Here is a 15,647-nt window from a genome sequence, read left to right on the forward strand (position 1 = left end):
GGCGAGTGGTATGGAAAAAGAAAATTTGCTTGAGATTGCCAATACCCGGATGCCTTTTGGTAAATACCAAGGGCGGGTATTAATCGATCTGCCTGAAGAGTACCTGTTGTGGTTCGCCCGGAAAGGGGAATTTCCGCAGGGTAAGTTGGGCATGTTAATGGAAATGACACTGGCCATTAAGATTGAAGGGCTGGATAGTTTGGTAAAACCACTTAAGCGCAGTTAATCCGATACTCTAAAATATGGCGATGGGCGGCATTCCGTTCATCGCCATGATTTTGTTTGTAGGGTAAAACTTCATTAAATATAAACGTCAATCTGGTTCTGTGCAGAAGGGCGGTTTATCCCATCACCCGCCGGTGCATTCGCACTCACGGTATTATTATCGCCCTCTTTGGTTTTTTCGGCCTCTTTGGCTTCAATACGAGCGATTTGCGCTTGCAGTGCTGCAATTTGACTCTGAATTTGTTGCTGCTGTTTTTGTAGCTCATCAGCGGTCAAACCAGAATCTTTTAAGGTGCTTAATTTTTCAGTGAGTTTTTGGATCTCTTGATTTAGAGATTTAATCTGTGCGGCGCTACTGCTGTCCGAAGAGCTACTGCCGCTCACAGAAACTGATGCGGTAGAGATAGTATTCGACATCATTATTCCTTAGAAAAACGTGGGTGGAGTAATGCTTATCGACGAGGGAATATTAACCTTTAACTCTTTATAGCTGTTTTACACAATCTTATCACTTGGCTGTTTTGCTGATCACAACAGCATGATTTTTCACGGGGATACCACCAACCTTAATTGTGGCCAATGTTGCAGCCAACCTTTGCTATTCACCCTCTGGTTGTAGGTATCTATTTCACCGTTTTTGGGGTTTAGCGTGATAGTTTTGGCAAATAGCGCCTCCACACCGAGTGGTGCGACTAATTCAACATCGCCATTGTTATTGAGTTTGGCACCAATGGCGGTTTCGACCTCAACCCAATAGCTGATGGCATCTTCCATATTGGTATAGGGCCAGCGACCCGTGTGCAGATGCATTCTGGCTTGATTTTTTACTGACCACGGAAAGGGAATATCTTGAAAAGACGGCGTTTGAAGTAACTGTTTTTCGAGTTGTAAATCTCGTTGTTCGCTGGCATCTTCCTCATCAAAATAGACTAAATCAATATCATTAAGTGGTGTCGGTGAGGTGTAGCCATGCAGTTGGTCCCATACCAGATTGCGAACAAACCCAGCAGCCAGACACCACTGATGTAAGCCGAGTTCACGAGCAATAGATAATGCGCGCATCCGATAAGGGTCAGCTTGAAGCCATTGAATGATTTGCTGTTGCTGGTCCATTAGCTATTCCCTCAGTCATCTCTTGTTTATTCACTTAAGCCGTGAATTAACAGGATAGCAGCAGAGAAGATAAAATTGGAACCTGATTATGGTAAACGCTGAAAAGCAAAAAACCGGCCTAAGCCGGTCTTTTAAATGGTGGTGGAGCTAGACGGGATCGAACCGTCGACCTCTTGCATGCCATGCAAGCGCTCTCCCAGCTGAGCTATAGCCCCACAAATGTGGTTGTTCGTACTGATTTATCTATGATGCCACTAATTTAACTGGTTTGACTAGATCATCAAATCAGAAAATTTGGTGGAGCTAGACGGGATCGAACCGTCGACCTCTTGCATGCCATGCAAGCGCTCTCCCAGCTGAGCTATAGCCCCAATGCGCACATAATAAATTGTGTGAACGGGGCGCATGATATGAAACCACTGAAACAGTGTCAACGGCTAATTCAATTTCTCGCGTTAAGCGCTGAAAAAGCCGCCAAATCAGTGGGTGAACAGCATAATAAACGGGATGTAATTCATCGTTTGGTGGTTTTCGGACATAAAAAAGGTGGCTTGAATATGCCACCTTGTAAGCATGAAAATGCGTGATTTTATTGCTGAGCTTCACGTTCGCTGATGAAAGCGAGTGCTTTATCGATACGTGCCAATGAGCGCGCCTGACCGATCGCATGGACGGTGACATCCATACCTGGCGATTGTCCCGCCCCAGTGACAGCAACACGCAGCGGCATGCCAACTTTACCCATTCCTACACCTAACTCATCTGCGGTGCCCTGAATGGCGTTGTGGACGTTTTCAGTTGTCCATTCCGTAATAGCGGCCAGTTTGGCTTTGACCGCTTCAAGTGGTTGACGTGCAACTGGGCGTAAATGCTTTTTCGCTGCATCAGCATCGAACTCGTCAAACTCTTCATAGAAGTAGCGGCAAGACTCAGCCATCTCTTTGAGTGTCTTACAGCGTTCGCCTAGCAGTTTAACTATTTCAACCAACTCTGGGCCATTACGGGTATCAATACCCAGTTGCTCAACTTGCCATGACAGATGCACAGCAACATGTTCAGGTGGCAGGCTGTTGATATAGTGATGATTCAACCACTGTAGTTTTTCAGTATTGAAAGCACTGGCTGATTTGCTAACCGCATCTAAAGTGAATAACTCGGTCATTTCGGCTACGGAGAAAATCTCCTGATCGCCATGAGACCAACCCAAACGTACCAGATAATTCAGCAGAGCTTCCGGCAGGTAACCGTCATCACGGTATTGCATGACACCGACTGCGCCGTGGCGTTTAGACAACTTTTTGCCATCATCACCCAGAATCATCGAAACGTGAGCATATTCAGGAACTGGCGCGCCTAATGCTTTCAGAATATTGATTTGGCGCGGGGTGTTGTTGATATGGTCTTCACCGCGGATAACATGGGTGATTTCCATATCCCAGTCATCAATAACTACACAGAAGTTATAGGTTGGCGAACCATCTGTGCGGCGAATAATTAAATCATCCAGCTCTTGGTTGCTAAATTCAATTGGCCCACGGATTTTATCATTGAAAATAACAGAACCTTCCTGCGGGTTACGAAAACGCACCACTGAAGGTTCATCGGCACCATGAGTACATTGGCTGTCACGGCAGCGACCATCGTAGCGAGGCTTTTCGCCATTCGCCATTTGAGTTTCACGTAATTCATCCAGACGTTCTTTAGAGCAATAGCATCTATACGCAGTGCCATTCTCCAACATTTGGTCAATAACCGCATTGTAGCGATCGAAACGTTTGGTTTGGAAATACGGGCCTTCATCCCAATCCAGATTTAGCCAGTTCATACCGTCCATAATGGCGTCAATGGCTTCCTGAGTTGAGCGCTCAAGATCGGTGTCTTCGATACGCAGAACAAATTCACCACCTAAATGACGGGTGAATAGCCAGGAATAGAGCGCGGTGCGTGCGCCACCTACGTGAAGATAGCCGGTAGGACTGGGTGCAAAACGGGTTTTAATTTTCATTGGGATCGATGCCTTATTACGCTACGCCGGCCAGCAGACGCTGACAGTTGCTCTAAATTCGAAAAAGTAGGCGACATTCTACCACCCTGAAGTAATTCCTCAACGATGTTACCGGCATGCAATTGATGATTACTGATAGATATGCCTAAAGAAACGTCCACAGCGGCGATAAATATCGCATCCTGTTTAAATTTGCGGCGAACGATTGTTTTCGTTTTAAAAACCGTTGACTCACTTCGAACTATCCCTATAATGCGACTCCAACAACACGGCGGGGCGATTAGCTCAGTTGGTAGAGCATCTCCTTTACACGGAGGGGGTCATCAGTTCGAATCTGGTATCGCCCACCAAACTCGACGTGTTTTGTAGTAAGAGTTATGCAGTAAAATGAGATAGATGAGGGCGATTAGCTCAGTTGGTAGAGCATCTCCTTTACACGGAGGGGGTCATCAGTTCGAATCTGGTATCGCCCACCACTCATCTCTCATTGATTTTAAAGCATTAAAGTAGTAGAAGTGGGCGATTAGCTCAGTTGGTAGAGCATCTCCTTTACACGGAGGGGGTCATCAGTTCGAATCTGGTATCGCCCACCACTTCTCTTACTCTCAGTTATATATAATGGGTCGTTAGCTCAGTTGGTAGAGCAGTTGACTTTTAATCAATTGGTCGCAGGTTCGAATCCCGCACGACCCACCATTATATCAAGTACTTCAGTAACTCCACCAAGCTTATAAATCGCACAATATACAAATACAACGAAAAAACCCAAGCTGACTTCAGCCCGGGCTTTTGATGTTTCTAGAACGATGTAAATATATCCGTAGTGCTATTTTGCGGAGGCTTCGAGAGTAAAAGCTTCTTGAGCAAGGATAGTTTCTGGTTCGATAACTTCTTCTTCAGCACCTATTTTGGCAATACCGTGGCAACCTTCACCATAATGTTCACCTTCCCAACGCCCAACCAGTGCCGCACCAATTGCATTGCTCATCACGTTAGTTGCCGAACGGCCCATATCTAAGAAGGGATCTACGCCCATTAACAGAATTAAACCTGCCTCTGGAATATTAAATTGGCTAAGAGTTGCGGCGATAACCACTAATGATGCACGAGGAACACCAGCCATACCTTTAGATGTCAGCATTAGGATTAATAGCATAGTAATTTGTTCGCCCATGCTCAGATGTATATTGCATGCCTGAGCAATAAAGATGACGGCAAATGAACAATATGCCATGGAGCCGACCAGGTTGAACGAATAACCAATAGGTAGAACAAAACTGGCAATCTTGTTAGAAACACCAAATTCTTCCAGTTTTTCCAGTGTGCCGGGGAAGGCAGCTTCGGAACTTGAAGTGGTAAAGGCTAACAGTGCCGGTTCACTAATACCTTTTATTAATCGAAGAGTACAGCGGCCAATCAGCATAATTGAGCAGCCAATCAAAATTAACCACAGCAATCCCAGAGTGAAATAGAACTCACCCATAAAGATGCCGGCACTGACCAATACCCCCATTCCACGTTCAGAAATCATCGCTGAGATCGCGGCAAATACGGTCAGTGGAGCAAATAACATGACATAACCGGTAAGCTTCAACATCAGATGTGCCAGTGAATCTAACACATCAACGATAGGTTGCGCTTTCTCTCCTATTGCGGAAAGACTAATCCCCATAAAAATAGAGAAAACAACAATTTGCAAGATTTCATTGCGTGCCATCGCATCAACAATACTGGTCGGAATGGCATGCGAAATAAACACTTTAGCGGAGAACGGAACAGGGGCGATACCGTCAACCGCACTGGCGGTTGCTGCCACGAAATTGATGCCATCGCCCGGTCTTAGGAGGTTAACAACCACCAAACCCAGCAGAATTGAAATGAATGCAGCACAAATAAACAGGAACAGTGTTTTTGAGAAAACACGCCCTAACGTTTTGGCGTCACCCATTTTGGCAATCCCGACCACTAAGGTTGAGATAATCAATGGTGCGATAATCATTTTGATTAAACGCAGAAAAATATCGGTAAAGATGGATATTTCAGATGAGTATGATTTGGCAAAGTCAGGATTGCTAAAGGAATTTATTAAAAACCCGACAATAATACCTATTATCAGACCCAATATGATCATTGTGGTCAAGTTCTTTGATTTCATAATGATTCCATTTATAAGTAGGGTGGTATATTTTTATAAATATTTAATAATTTCACCGATGTTGTATATTTATGCTTTAGAGAAACGGTGCATCAGGCAGCACAATGCACCGGGATATTCGGATGTTTTTCTATTGCTATGGCTGATTAAAAACTAAATATTGAACTCGAGCTTTAATAATGGTGCATGTTGTTGAGCACCATAGACATCCGTATCGCTTACAGCACCTGACACCAGGTGGCGCGGCATGACTATTTTGACCGCATTGGCGGGATCAAACCAAATAATACGCGAGACCAATTTAGGTTCTATTTTATAAATTTTGGCTATTAATTCCTTCTTGAATTGACCGGATTCTTTTATGCTGGAATAGATATCTTTATTCTTGAATAAAATATCCAGTACTAACTCATACGGCCCCGCATTCTTTGATCTGACAACATGAGCCAGTTCTATAATAGATATTTTCATGCTGTCACTCCTTTTGCAGTTACATTCTCCAGCTTGAACTTAAAGGCAATCTCTGGCGTATATTCCATTAAGTGATAAATGGAAAATTCATAAACCAAACCGGCCCGAATATCTGATGGTGAGAATGGGAATGCTAAATTACCCGCAGTGGCAATTCGCCCGGTATAACCATAATGAAGTAAGGTCGAGCGCGCGAGCGAGCAAATGCTGTCCGCCATGGCTTGAGAGGGGGCGACAACATCAAGCAAAATACCCAATTCATAAGATGTGGTATCTGGCTCTGGCTCCATTTTCCCCATGACACCATTCTTGCCATACAAATGAAAATTGAGTTGCACTGCATCAGGCGTGATACTCAGATTTTTCTCTACACTTTTGCGAACTTCGAGCAAGATATTATCAATATCCGCAATCATAATGGCGTCTCGGGTGCCAGCAATGCTCAGCGTGCGATAACCCACTGGACGAGCCCCTTCCAACTTCACCGCATAGGGGGTGTTTTCATGTACTGAGCCGCTGACACGAACCTGGCCATTACCCGCATCCTTAAACTGGCAAGCTGTCAGATTTAATACTCCACCGGGGCCGGGTAAGAAGTAAGGATCTGATTTTTCATATAATGTATGTGCTGCTGCCGAGGTTTCAGTAAATTGGCGCTTTTCGTTGAAGGTCTTCAAGGTAAAGCCAGTTTCATCCAGAATGCCCATGGCACAGTCTGAACCTGACCCCGGTGTTGCGGCAATTGCGGCACACTCCAGAATCTTGCCACAATGCAGTGCCAAACCCTCATCGAATCCCTTCATAATAGGTAATGCGGCAAAACAGGCAGGATCATAAGCTCGGCCGCCTAACACGACTTGCGCCCCGGCTTGCAATGCCTCCTGAAAAGGCTCGACCCCCATCTGTGCCACGATATAAGTGGTTGCATCAATAGCTTCATGGGTGAGTTCAGGCACAAAATCCAGTGACTGAATCTTGCCGGCATCAAGAGCAGCATGGACCACTTCTTTACTCACGTCGGCTGGGATAACCGCCAGGGTAAAGTCCAGTGATTCCTCTTGGGCAATTTCCAAAATGATCTGACGACACCATTCCAGATGTGGCGCAGCGCCTGAACCTCCTGCTGTGCCTATAACGACAGGGATACCTTGTTTTACACCTGCCGTTATCATGTAACGCAAATCCCGTTTTACCCCAGCCCGGTCAGTAAAAGGCTTACCGGAACCCAGATAGTGGGGGCCGGGGTCAGAAGAACCGGCATCAACAGCGATTAAATCGGGTGATTCTTCCATCGCTTTCATAAAGCTCTCTTCTGGAAACCCATACCCCAGAATGGCTGTCGGCGAGAGGATTTTAAAGGTTTTAGACATATCAATTCGCCTTTGCTTTCAGTTGTGCGATGGTCCGAGTCATCTCATTAAACACAATGTTCATACCTTCATCGAAGCCCATACCCGGCTTGATGAGCATGCGCATTGGGCGCGAAGCAATAGCAACATGCACACAGGTGCGGGCGCTGATATCCGTTTCGTTACAGGTTCCGCCTTGATAGGCCTCCATACCTTTTTTATTGCAGTACAGCACAGCATCAACAATGTTGTGGATACTGCCCAGATCCGGGGTTTTGATCTGCACCATGTGGCAACTGCGGGCATCAGTAAAATCGATGATATCTTGGTAGGTATTGCACCATTCATCGGCCACGATTTTGACGGAGGAACCGAGTTTTTCCAGATTGCGGGTGATTTCGGTCAATAGGCGGATTTGGTCTGGTTTATTACCTGCATCCACCGGCCCTTCGATATACAGATCAAGCTCTCCTGCCTGTTCTTGCAAGCTGGCGATATACTCGGCACACCGCATTGGATCCATATCGAAAATCAAACCAATGGTGCCGTAAACATCGATATGTAAGTTAGGTTTGTAGTTGGGATCAACCCGCAAATCAGTCACACGTTTAGCCAACCAGCTCACGTAATCACGCAGTTTTTCCCCATTACGCCCCAGTTTTTCATCAACATTATTGATAAGGCCATGTGGCAGTACGTCGACACCTTTGAGGATCATTTTATCGACCGCGATGTAGCGATCGTCGCCACTTTGTCCGAACAGTGGGATAGGCTGGGTTACCAGCGGCAGATGCCACTCATCACATACGACTTCCGCCTTTAAGCGGCCAGTGGCTAATGCGCTGGCGTCCAGCAAGGCTTGGGACAGGCCGTAACGAATGGCGGTGTGCAGCGGTTTGCCATTAATCGTGACTTCATCAAAGAAACGCGCATTTTGACGAAACTCACTAATATCGCGCCCTTCGAGCAGTGGTTTGATATGTTTTTCCAGGAAAGGAACAAAGTTGGCGGCAATAAACAGAGGGTCACGGCCACCTGCTCCTGAATATTGTACTGCTGCACAGTCGCCAACGGCGACGGCACCATTTTCTAAAATTAATTGGATATTTACACATTCACCGGCCTGACGAATTGAGGTGAAGCCCTCAGTTACAGGCTGGCCCTGATAGATAAAACCATCCAATTTAGCGCCGTTTTTTATTGCCTGCTGGTCATCGAAGTAGAAAGATGAATTACCGGCTGTGAACAGGGCTTGTTTGATTTTCATTATGGTCTTCCTATTAATTTGCTGTGGGATACGGCGTTGATATCGTCAATAATCATTTGGAATGACGGGGTACGGCCTTCTTCTTTGGCTCGCTCAGCAACAAAATCATGGTGGAGCGCCAAAACATCTTTAGGCAGTGGCACGGAACCGGGATCAAACACGCGGATAGCACCGTGGTTATCACGGATTGGCATCATCTTGCCGGAGTTGCAGGTTGCGGGTGCAAAAGGCACGTCAAGAACACCGGCTTCAAAGGCTCGAACAGTGCCGATGGCAATATCACCTTGGCCCAACTCCAGTACTTTGTTCATAACGGCGCGGACTTCACGTTTAATCAGCTCAATTTCGCGGTCAACTTCAACACAAGGCGGGAATTTTTGGTCACGCACCATGTTCAGCATTTGGTTTGATGCCCTCAAACCTTGACCATTGGCCTCGGCTGTTGGGATGCCATAGGCTTCATGTGGGCTCTTGGTGATAACTTTGGTTGCACCGGCCATCCCCGCGACAGCAGCTCCCCAAGAGATAACTGCAAATGCACGAGATTCATCCTCTGGGAAGCCCCCCATCCACTGGTGGAATACGGTACTAAGTTCATAGTTTTCATAGCCATTGGCATGGAAATATTCATCAGCCAGCTCGCGCAGAGAGCGGATAGCCGCAATATCTTGCACCACATTACCCACCTGGCCGTAGCCGACGGTGATGGATTTCACGCCCTGTTCCAAAGCCAATAATCCCTCAATAATGGCGACAGCATGGGAAACAAAAGGCGGGATCAACGTGCCGGTGAGTGGGCCAAATGGTTCGCGATTGATACGAATCCCGTGCTCTTCATATACGCCAATCAAGCGGTCGCAGTATTGCCAATCGCGAATGGATTTCTCTAGCGTCACACGTTTTGCATAGGGGATGTTGTAAGAAATACCGCCACCTTCATAGCTGGTAAATCCACTGGCCATAGCGATTTCAGCTAATAGGCGGGCATCGGGTGTGCCGTGACGAATTTGCAGCGGTTTAGATAAAGTTTCGGTAATGCGACGGCAGGCTTTGACGCCATGATTCACTACCGGCAACCCATTGAGTTTTGATGTACCTGCTTCGATGGATTTTTGGATGCCAACCGCCGCTTCTTCATAACGATTGAGGCGGGTATAAGCATCGATAGTGGTCGGCAACAGATCGCAATCTTTTTGGAGTGTTTTTAATAGCTCGATATGTTCTTCAATTAATGCCACTCCCGCACGAGGCTGGCTCAGCGTGATCCCTTGGCGGTCGGCTTCAAACAGGGCTCGGGCAAAGTTTTTCACCTCAGGAATGGTTTGCTGGTATTTAACACCATCCTCAAAATTCTCAACATCCTTGCCGGTGTGCCAAGTTTTTAACACTTGAAAGCGCTCGGACATAAAGTCGTCTAAAGATATTTTTTTGTTTCGAAGTTCCATCATGACTCCAATTTTCACTTGTTCAAAATTCGAACGCCAGTCTGGGCGGCAGCTTTAGGAAAGCGACGAGCGACATTAGCGAGCAGGGGAAGTAAACCTTGTGTATCTTTGTAATACTCAAACTGATTGGGGAGCAGCACTTGCTTGCCTTTATCATCAAAATCACGATATTTCAGCCAGTTATGGATATCGAATGAATCTGCTCTGGAGAGCCATCCTCCGGTACCAATGACTTTCTTCACCAGACTTAAATCACGGCCAAGTTGCAGGTCAACATTGCCAGTACAGGTACAAACTTGTGTTTTGGTACCCGCATGGCGTTCAGAGGCATACCCGACACAAATCCCCGCCAGCAATTGGTCAAACACGCACTCTTCATCGGTGCGAGGCAAATAGCCTGGATGTGCGGTGATATGTTTTAAATAGGCATGAAAAGCCTCAATTTTTCCCTGCTGATGGGCGAAATAGTGCTCAATCATTGGCCTACCCGTTTCGCCCGCACTAAGGGCTGAAACGCGCATCCCCAAGTCACCCTCTACGGTGCGTTTAATCAGTGGTTCAGGGATCCCATGCATGATGGTGTCAGGCATTAAATGATTGTTATAGGAGGAATAAATATCGGTAGTCGCCCCTCCCATATCGATCAGCATGAATGTTTCCCATTCAGGGACGTGCAGGCGAATTTGCTGGACTAATTCAAAGACCGAATAAGGGGTTGGTAAGGGTTCTTCGCCGGTCTGATTGACGATGACGTCTAAACCTTTCCCTTTCACAATTTTGTGCAGGAAAATGTCACAAATAGCTTTACGTGCGCCATAAGGATTAGGGCTGTCGAGGTTTGGCAGAACATTATCGACGATAGTTAACTCTTTATTACCGAGGATCTCCTGTACATCATCATCCAGGTCACGATTTCCGGCATAAATAATGGCGCATTCAAGGTTCGATTGAGCCAATAGTTTGGCGTTCAATAAGCCGTGATTGCAGTCGCCGCCATCAGTACCGCCAGTAAAGAGCAGGATATCAGGCGGTGATGCTTCCAAAGCCCGGACATCAGACTTATTCAAGTTATAAGAGAAATGCTGTGACACTTTGGCCCCGGCAGAGTGCGCGGCAACTTTGGCAGACTCTAGAGTAATATTGGGCACTAACCCAATGGCTGCAACGGAAAGCCCCCCTTTAGCCGAAGAGGAGTAATCAATCTTGACCTTCCCAGAGGCCAATAATGGTCGTGCATCACTCACATTCAGGATCTTATTCAAGACTGAAAAGAATCCATCGGCTAAATGTTGTGGTGTCGTGGGGGATAATGCATAGTTTTTCACTTCAATATGGTCATTATCCCCGACCTCGAACACTGCTCCTTTGGTCCAGGTGGAGCCAATATCGATAGAAACGCTGATCATTGCATACCCTCAGCTGTTTCCTCTTTTTGTATGACATGGTCAATATCGCGTTTCATGAGGGAACAAACTAATTCCAGGTCGGTGTCGGGTGCGAAGACACGGTTGAAACCCATCGCTTTAAATTTAGTTTCAATCTCTGAAAAATCATGTTTACCAATAACCAGATTTCCGCCGACATAGAGCAATATTTCACCAATGCCGCGTTCAATACAGTGTTCGCGCATGCCGATACAGTCGACCTCGCCATGTCCATAAATAGAGGAAATGACAATGACTTGAGCACCCGTTTCAATGGCGGCATCAATATATTCATCTTGACTCACCATCACGCCGAGATTAATTACGTTAAAATTGTGCATGGTAAAAATTCGGTCTAGCACTTTATTACCAACAGCATGGCAATCAGCACCAATGACGCCAATAACAATTGTTGGGTTTTGCATGTTAAGCCCTCTATGTAGATTACGTTCCATATATTTTGTTTGGTGGGTGGGTAGTCAAATAAAAAATTTAACTTCCTACGCGAAACTATTTTATTTCTTAGTGATTTTTATTTTTTAATAACGAGATTTATTCCATCTGGTCAAAAAAATTATAATTTTCTGTTAGGGTTTTCATTGCTGGTTAATGTGCTTCTCCGATAGGTAAAGTACAATTGATTTATTATCAGGAGGTCTTGATAAAAACTAAAAAGTAAGTTTTTTTAATTCAACCCTTCACTTTATGGTTTTTTTATTCAATGAAATCAATCTAATAAAATAAATAATCTCATTTTGTTAAAAAAGTTATATAAATGTTATTTTGGAGTTTAATGATATTTATAGAGAAAGTGTGATCGGTGTTTGATTATTATTTTATTTCCATATTGTGATGAGATTCATATTTTAATATTGTTACGTGAAATATTAAATCGCCTTTATTCAATCCCAGAGCTACATTAACCCCTAGAAGGTATAGCGACTCTTTTCTTACTTTGACTAACGTACTCCTCCAGCCACCATCTTGACTAAATGTGTCTGTGGATAATATTTAATGAGCTGTTTTTGCTGTAGCGTACTGAGAAGGTGCTCAATATCATGTTGTCGATGGTTAAAGAGCAGCCCAATAACGCTGCCGCTATGCGCAACATTCAAGCCATATATACCACTGTGTTCGACAAGATCTAATAATTGACGAAACTTAGGCTTCGGTAGCACCGATTCGCTGGCAATAGCACTGAGTGTGGTTGCTTCACCAAGCCGATGACAACACTGTTTTTCATGCGCTAACTGGAACTGTTGCAGCGCTCTGGCCAAATTGGGCGCTTGTTTCAGCAGTAATGAGTGGCGATTTCGCAAATGGAATTCTTCTGTTAACAGTGTCTGTGGGCTCTCCAAGAGTACAATGTCGATATCAGGTAGCCAGGGAAATGAGCGCCGAGTTTGTGCCGTCTGGTGATCAAAAAGGGTGAGATCTTTAAATATGGTGCTATCTGTGGGTTCAATTGACACACAGAGTTTAGCCAGTGACTCGTCACTCAGTGATTGTCCCAGTAACCGGGTGGTGGCAATAGCGGCGGCGGCAATATCTGCGGTACTACTGGCCAAGCCTTTTGCCACCGGGATTGTCGATTCAAATTCGATGCAGATATTATTGGCAAACAGCGGTGATTGACCAAAATGTATTAAGACTTTTTTAACCATTTGGCGCATTCGTGGTCGCTCATATCGGCCGGGTTTTCCCTGGGTAACCGATACTGTGCTATACCAACTTATTGGGCAGGAGATAAGCTTTTCCCCGCCCTGGATCCACCCTTGGAGCAATTCACCGCAAGAGGCAGGGCAGTAGGCTTCAGCCATTAGAAGAGTCCTTACAACAAAATTCTTTTTGCTGACAGCACATTATATTGCCTGCAACAGTGGCTCATGATTGATATCGATTGGACGAGGGGTAAAAGCCAGAGCATCACTAAGATTGACCACGTCTCCAATGACCAGCAGCGCCGGGGCGTGGATATTTTTACGTGCAATTTCATCTTTTAGCGTGCTAAGCGTTCCTTTGGCCATTTCTTGTTGCTGCTGACTGGCATACATCACTGCAGCGGCAGGTGTATTGGGTGACTTTCCCCCCTTGATTAATCGCTGGCAGATCTCTTCTTGCCGGCTCATTCCCATTAGCACGATCAGCGTGCCATCTAACTGCGCCAGTGCATTCCAATTCTGCGGTTCATTTCCCTGATACATATGCCCGGTGACGACATGAAAACTGGAAGCAAAATGACGGTGTGTGACGGGGATACCCGCGTAGGCAAGCCCACCGATAGAGGAGCTAATACCAGGTACGATTTCAAACAGGATATTATGCTGTGAAAGGCATTCAGCTTCTTCTCCTCCACGGCCAAATACATAGGGGTCACCCCCTTTAAGGCGTACGACATTTTTACCGGCTAAAGCGTGATCGACTAGAATTTGATTGATATGTTCCTGCGGGACTGGATGATGATTTGAGGTTTTTCCGACATTAATAATTTGGCAATTTGGTGGTGCTTGAGAAATGAGTTCAAGATTAACTAAACGGTCATGAACGATAACCTGAGCTTCACGGATAGCAAGTAACCCTTTTACGGTGATTAATGATGCATCCCCTGGACCCGCTCCTACTAATAACACTTTTCCTATACTCATTAGAACAACCTTTATAGCAGAGAAGGCATAATATTTTTAAGGTTAATCATCAAAAACATTATATAAAAATTAAATGTAATTTTAATGCGGAATCATTATCTATGAATAAGAAAATGAGTTACTTGACCATGCTCTCATTATTTAATCATTTTTCGGAATGAACTCTTCAGAATATATGATATTTAATTTTTATTTGAAATTTGTTATTTATTTTTTTTGCATTGTTATTAATTATGTTTTTATTAATTACTTTGTTTTTTAACTTCAATATTACATTTGTCATTGATAATTATGAAGGCTATCACAAAAATGGCTGAGGGCTATGTCTATATAAATAAATTTGTGTATGTTAAAAAACAAATAAAATATAGCATTCACTTTATAATCTAAATATCCCGGCATAGCAGGCTATCTAATCAATGATTTTATGAAATAATGGGTGAGTTACAATGCGGTGCAAAATTCCTAAAACAGACTTATTAGTTACATTTGAAGCAGTTGCTCAATATGAAAGCTATACACGAGCCGCAGAGAAGCTGGCATTAACGCAAAGTGCTGTTTTCCGCCAGATCACGGCATTGGAAGAGTTACTTAATGTTTCATTGTTCCATCATGTGCGTAAGCGGATTTTTCTTAATGATGCTGGGCGCTATTATCTTGGTCTAGTGAGAGATACATTGGAGCAATTGGAGAGAGATACGCAGAGTATTATGTCTTATCAGTCGACTCAGCAAGTATTGGAGTTGGCAGTAACACCGACGTTTAGTACACATTGGCTTATTCCAAATCTTAGTGACTTTCATGAGAATCATCCCGAGATTGTCCTTAATTTAATTGCGCTTACTACACCGACTGATTTCCTGAATCTGAAATATGATGCGGCGATTATGCGTGAAGATTTCAGTAGTCCTTGGGCTGAAAATGAGCATCTATTTGAAGAAGAACTGGTACCTGTATGTAGCCGTATGTTGTGGCGCGATGACAAAAAGGTAATGCGTGCGGAGCAATTAATGGATGAATTTACACTGCTACATCAAACGACTCGTTTAGACTCTTGGTATGATTGGTTTGCACTCTCGGGAGTGAATAACCCAAAAGTGCGGATGGGGCCACGTTTTGATCTTTTATCAATGTTGATTTCTGCTGTGCGCTCTAATCTTGGGGTCGCATTATTACCGCGTTTTGCCATTCATAAAGATTTAGAAAATGGCGATATGGTTATTCCTTGTGATCTTCCGATGAGTACCGGCAACCATTTTGTTCTGACTTACAAAGACGGTAAAAGAGGACTGAGGAGCTTGCAAAAATTCAGCCGCTGGGTTCATGGGAAGTCAAAAGAAGAAGAACTGAAAAGGACATGGGTTAACTGATTTTCTAAAATATATATTTTGTGCTTTTATAGAGACTTATTCACCATTAAGCACCATGTGTTGCAGAGAGAACAATTGATTTTTATTTTATCCCATCAATAATGGGAGCGTAATGCATATGGCATGCAGAAATATAATCCCTTAAACCATTTTAAATATAAATGTTCAGTGAATTCTG

At 44.5% G+C, this 15,647-nt stretch carries 15 protein-coding genes and 6 tRNA genes; 7 read left to right on the top strand and 14 right to left on the bottom strand.

Features of this window, described 5'->3' with window-relative positions; all coding sequences use genetic code 11:
* The first annotated feature begins 10 nt into the window (after positions 1-10).
* Positions 11-226 (top strand): DUF3820 family protein, encoded by a 216-nt coding sequence (locus DJ58_RS17025; RefSeq protein ID WP_004712620.1) that lies wholly within the window; start codon positions 11-13, stop codon positions 224-226.
* Positions 227-300: 74 nt separating this feature from the next.
* Here DJ58_RS17025 and DJ58_RS17020 read toward each other — a convergent pair whose 3' ends face one another.
* The 4 genes from DJ58_RS17020 to DJ58_RS17005 all read right to left on the bottom strand — a co-directional run bounded on the left by DJ58_RS17020 (position 301) and on the right by DJ58_RS17005 (position 1,709).
* The gene (locus tag DJ58_RS17020; RefSeq protein WP_032912207.1) at positions 301-642 is read right to left on the bottom strand and encodes a FlxA-like family protein; all 342 of its coding nucleotides are present in this window, start codon (positions 640-642) and stop codon (positions 301-303) included.
* A gap of 129 nt (positions 643-771) precedes the next feature.
* Positions 772-1,338 (bottom strand): nucleotidyltransferase family protein, encoded by a 567-nt coding sequence (locus DJ58_RS17015; protein WP_004712618.1) that lies wholly within the window; start codon positions 1,336-1,338, stop codon positions 772-774.
* 139 nt (positions 1,339-1,477) lie between these two features.
* Positions 1,478-1,553: transfer RNA gene (locus tag DJ58_RS17010), tRNA-Ala, on the bottom strand.
* Between the two features lie 80 nt (positions 1,554-1,633).
* A tRNA-Ala gene (locus DJ58_RS17005) sits at positions 1,634-1,709 on the bottom strand.
* Positions 1,710-1,748: 39 nt separating this feature from the next.
* Between DJ58_RS17005 and DJ58_RS23840 the strand changes: the two genes are divergently transcribed.
* A complete protein-coding gene (locus tag DJ58_RS23840; RefSeq protein ID WP_004712617.1) occupies positions 1,749-1,925 on the top strand; it encodes a hypothetical protein in 177 nt (58 codons plus the stop codon).
* Positions 1,926-1,927: 2 nt separating this feature from the next.
* On the opposite strand, the gene gltX is transcribed toward DJ58_RS23840, so the two are convergent.
* On the bottom strand, positions 1,928-3,343 hold the full coding sequence (gltX, locus tag DJ58_RS17000) for a glutamate--tRNA ligase (protein ID WP_004712616.1): 1,416 nt from the start codon (positions 3,341-3,343) through the stop codon (positions 1,928-1,930).
* Between the two features lie 274 nt (positions 3,344-3,617).
* Between gltX and DJ58_RS16995 the strand changes: the two genes are divergently transcribed.
* The 4 genes from DJ58_RS16995 (at position 3,618) to DJ58_RS16980 (ending at position 4,039) form a co-directional block, all read left to right on the top strand.
* A tRNA-Val gene (locus DJ58_RS16995) sits at positions 3,618-3,693 on the top strand.
* A 50-nt stretch (positions 3,694-3,743) separates the two neighbouring features.
* Positions 3,744-3,819, top strand: a tRNA-Val gene (locus DJ58_RS16990).
* Between the two features lie 41 nt (positions 3,820-3,860).
* A tRNA-Val gene (locus DJ58_RS16985) sits at positions 3,861-3,936 on the top strand.
* Positions 3,937-3,963: 27 nt separating this feature from the next.
* Positions 3,964-4,039 (top strand) — tRNA-Lys (locus tag DJ58_RS16980).
* A gap of 130 nt (positions 4,040-4,169) precedes the next feature.
* On the opposite strand, the gene DJ58_RS16975 is transcribed toward DJ58_RS16980, so the two are convergent.
* The 9 genes from DJ58_RS16975 to cobA all read right to left on the bottom strand — a co-directional run bounded on the left by DJ58_RS16975 (position 4,170) and on the right by cobA (position 14,099).
* Positions 4,170-5,498, bottom strand: a complete 1,329-nt coding sequence (locus DJ58_RS16975) for a dicarboxylate/amino acid:cation symporter (protein WP_032911660.1) — start codon at positions 5,496-5,498, stop codon at positions 4,170-4,172.
* Between the two features lie 153 nt (positions 5,499-5,651).
* Complete coding sequence (locus DJ58_RS16970; RefSeq protein ID WP_032911659.1) at positions 5,652-5,969, bottom strand: DUF4387 domain-containing protein; 318 nt, start codon at positions 5,967-5,969, stop codon at positions 5,652-5,654.
* Positions 5,966-7,339 (bottom strand): acyclic terpene utilization AtuA family protein, encoded by a 1,374-nt coding sequence (locus tag DJ58_RS16965; protein ID WP_004711398.1) that lies wholly within the window; start codon positions 7,337-7,339, stop codon positions 5,966-5,968. Before DJ58_RS16965 ends, DJ58_RS16970 begins: the two co-directional genes overlap by 4 nt.
* Before the next feature lies 1 nt (position 7,340).
* Entirely contained in the window at positions 7,341-8,585 is a 1,245-nt protein-coding gene (locus DJ58_RS16960) for a methylaspartate ammonia-lyase (protein ID WP_032911658.1), read from the bottom strand.
* Positions 8,585-10,030, bottom strand: a complete 1,446-nt coding sequence (locus DJ58_RS16955) for a methylaspartate mutase subunit E (RefSeq protein ID WP_032911657.1) — start codon at positions 10,028-10,030, stop codon at positions 8,585-8,587. Before DJ58_RS16955 ends, DJ58_RS16960 begins: the two co-directional genes overlap by 1 nt.
* A 14-nt stretch (positions 10,031-10,044) precedes the next feature.
* Positions 10,045-11,436, bottom strand: a complete 1,392-nt coding sequence (glmL, locus tag DJ58_RS16950; RefSeq protein WP_032911656.1) for a methylaspartate mutase accessory protein GlmL — start codon at positions 11,434-11,436, stop codon at positions 10,045-10,047.
* A complete protein-coding gene (gene glmS / locus DJ58_RS16945) occupies positions 11,433-11,879 on the bottom strand; it encodes a methylaspartate mutase subunit S (protein ID WP_004711392.1) in 447 nt (148 codons plus the stop codon). Before glmS ends, glmL begins: the two co-directional genes overlap by 4 nt.
* 534 nt (positions 11,880-12,413) lie before the next feature.
* Positions 12,414-13,274, bottom strand: a complete 861-nt coding sequence (locus tag DJ58_RS16940; protein WP_032911655.1) for a GHMP family kinase ATP-binding protein — start codon at positions 13,272-13,274, stop codon at positions 12,414-12,416.
* A gap of 42 nt (positions 13,275-13,316) precedes the next feature.
* Positions 13,317-14,099, bottom strand: coding sequence for a uroporphyrinogen-III C-methyltransferase (gene cobA, locus DJ58_RS16935; RefSeq protein ID WP_032911654.1), 783 nt, complete (start codon positions 14,097-14,099; stop codon positions 13,317-13,319).
* Positions 14,100-14,548: 449 nt separating this feature from the next.
* Here cobA and DJ58_RS16930 point away from each other — a divergent pair, with 449 nt between their 5' ends.
* Positions 14,549-15,469, top strand: a complete 921-nt coding sequence (locus tag DJ58_RS16930) for a LysR substrate-binding domain-containing protein (RefSeq protein ID WP_004711383.1) — start codon at positions 14,549-14,551, stop codon at positions 15,467-15,469.
* The last annotated feature ends 178 nt before the right edge of the window (positions 15,470-15,647 follow it).

This window comes from Yersinia frederiksenii ATCC 33641, assembly GCF_000754805.1.
Classification (GTDB): Bacteria; Pseudomonadota; Gammaproteobacteria; order Enterobacterales; family Enterobacteriaceae; genus Yersinia; species Yersinia frederiksenii.

Bases quoted from the DNA above. Each gene is read 5' to 3' on its own strand.
- DJ58_RS17025 (WP_004712620.1), top strand. From the start codon at position 11: ATGGAAAAAGAAAATTTGCTTGAGATTGCCAATACCCGGATGCCTTTT.
- DJ58_RS17020 (WP_032912207.1), bottom strand. From the start codon at position 642: ATGTCGAATACTATCTCTACCGCATCAGTTTCTGTGAGCGGCAGTAGC.
- DJ58_RS17015 (WP_004712618.1), bottom strand. From the start codon at position 1,338: ATGGACCAGCAACAGCAAATCATTCAATGGCTTCAAGCTGACCCTTAT.
- DJ58_RS23840 (WP_004712617.1), top strand. From the start codon at position 1,749: ATGAAACCACTGAAACAGTGTCAACGGCTAATTCAATTTCTCGCGTTA.
- gltX (WP_004712616.1), bottom strand. From the start codon at position 3,343: ATGAAAATTAAAACCCGTTTTGCACCCAGTCCTACCGGCTATCTTCAC.
- DJ58_RS16975 (WP_032911660.1), bottom strand. From the start codon at position 5,498: ATGAAATCAAAGAACTTGACCACAATGATCATATTGGGTCTGATAATA.
- DJ58_RS16970 (WP_032911659.1), bottom strand. From the start codon at position 5,969: ATGAAAATATCTATTATAGAACTGGCTCATGTTGTCAGATCAAAGAAT.
- DJ58_RS16965 (WP_004711398.1), bottom strand. From the start codon at position 7,339: ATGTCTAAAACCTTTAAAATCCTCTCGCCGACAGCCATTCTGGGGTAT.
- DJ58_RS16960 (WP_032911658.1), bottom strand. From the start codon at position 8,585: ATGAAAATCAAACAAGCCCTGTTCACAGCCGGTAATTCATCTTTCTAC.
- DJ58_RS16955 (WP_032911657.1), bottom strand. From the start codon at position 10,030: ATGGAACTTCGAAACAAAAAAATATCTTTAGACGACTTTATGTCCGAG.
- glmL (WP_032911656.1), bottom strand. From the start codon at position 11,436: ATGATCAGCGTTTCTATCGATATTGGCTCCACCTGGACCAAAGGAGCA.
- glmS (WP_004711392.1), bottom strand. From the start codon at position 11,879: ATGCAAAACCCAACAATTGTTATTGGCGTCATTGGTGCTGATTGCCAT.
- DJ58_RS16940 (WP_032911655.1), bottom strand. From the start codon at position 13,274: ATGGCTGAAGCCTACTGCCCTGCCTCTTGCGGTGAATTGCTCCAAGGG.
- cobA (WP_032911654.1), bottom strand. From the start codon at position 14,099: ATGAGTATAGGAAAAGTGTTATTAGTAGGAGCGGGTCCAGGGGATGCA.
- DJ58_RS16930 (WP_004711383.1), top strand. From the start codon at position 14,549: ATGCGGTGCAAAATTCCTAAAACAGACTTATTAGTTACATTTGAAGCA.